The organism is Ruminococcus intestinalis (assembly GCF_014288065.1).
GTDB classification, from domain to species: domain Bacteria; phylum Bacillota; class Clostridia; order Oscillospirales; family Acutalibacteraceae; genus Ruminococcoides; species Ruminococcoides intestinale_A.
The window spans coordinates 1-652 of record NZ_JACOPS010000015.1; the positions used below are offsets into that span (position 1 = coordinate 1).

The window sequence follows — 652 nt, forward strand, 5'->3', positions numbered from 1 at the left end:
TAAGGTTTTTCCAAGAAGCAAATTCAACGTGTTTTGCGGTATCGCAACGGAAACCGTCAACACCGTACTCTCTTACCCACTCTGAAAGCCAGCCTGCAAGGTAGTTGCTTACAGTCGCGCTTCTGCCTGTTTTGGTAAAGAAGTTATTAATCTTTGCTGTTTCAGAATCAAGTCTGCCCTCTCCGCTCCACTTTTTCTGGAGAATTTTTGGAAGACCTACTGTAGAAGCCTGCTCTGTTTTAAAGTCAGGAAGACCTGCAAGAGACATTGTGAGGTCACTGCCGCCACCTTCTGTATAACCTGCTACACCGCAACGAATCCAATCAGGACCCCACCAGTTAGCCCAGTCTTCTGCATTTGTATCGTAGTCGATAAAGCTGTGATATGTTTTGTTGTTTATATTCTGATGTGGATAGTATGCGTCTTCCCAGCCCGGTGCTACTGTGCCGTAACCATACTCTGCCATATCGTAAAGCGAGTTGTAACCTGAGTGGTTCATTACGATATCCATAATAACTCTGATGCCGTGCTCATGAGCTGTGTCAACAAGAGTTTCAAACTCCTCGGCAGTACCGAAGTTTGCATCTGTCTGTGTGTAGTCGAGAACATAGTAGCCGTGGTATGAATAGTGAGCGTAACTTGGATTACCGTC

At 45.6% G+C, this 652-nt stretch carries 1 protein-coding gene; it reads right to left on the reverse strand.

All coding sequences use genetic code 11. From position 1 onward, the window contains the following. Window positions 1-652 (reverse strand): alpha-amylase family glycosyl hydrolase (locus H8R91_RS12520; protein WP_243237863.1); only part of this gene is annotated, 652 nt, incomplete at both ends.